This window comes from Chryseobacterium sp. IT-36CA2 (genome assembly GCF_949767875.1).
Lineage (GTDB): Bacteria > Bacteroidota > Bacteroidia > Flavobacteriales > Weeksellaceae > Chryseobacterium.
This window is the reverse complement of sequence record NZ_CATKPG010000019.1, coordinates 1-239: the sequence shown is the minus strand read 5'-3', so window position 1 is coordinate 239 and position 239 is coordinate 1. Positions and strand designations below refer to the sequence as shown.

The following is a 239-nucleotide window of genomic DNA, read 5'->3' as shown; positions in this document are numbered from 1 at the left end:
GACTGGAATGTTCCTACAGGAAATGCGGCTATATTCAGATCGTTTATGCCTGTAACAGTTCCTTACAGATACTTCCCGAAAATTACAGATGTTATCAATAACACTGTATCTAAAGGAGAAATTTTACCATCTTATGCAAGAACGATGGAGTTCAGACTGACGGTAAGAGATAATAACGCAGGTTGTGCAGGAGTTTCAAATGATGATGCAATCATTACCGTTGATGGAAACTCAGGGCC

At 39.7% G+C, this 239-nt stretch carries 1 protein-coding gene; it reads left to right on the top strand.

Annotated features, from left to right (window positions below; translation table 11 throughout):
* Positions 1-239, top strand: a 239-nt coding sequence (locus ACM6F9_RS07365) for a hypothetical protein (RefSeq protein ID WP_414845111.1), incomplete at both ends; no start/stop codon positions are given.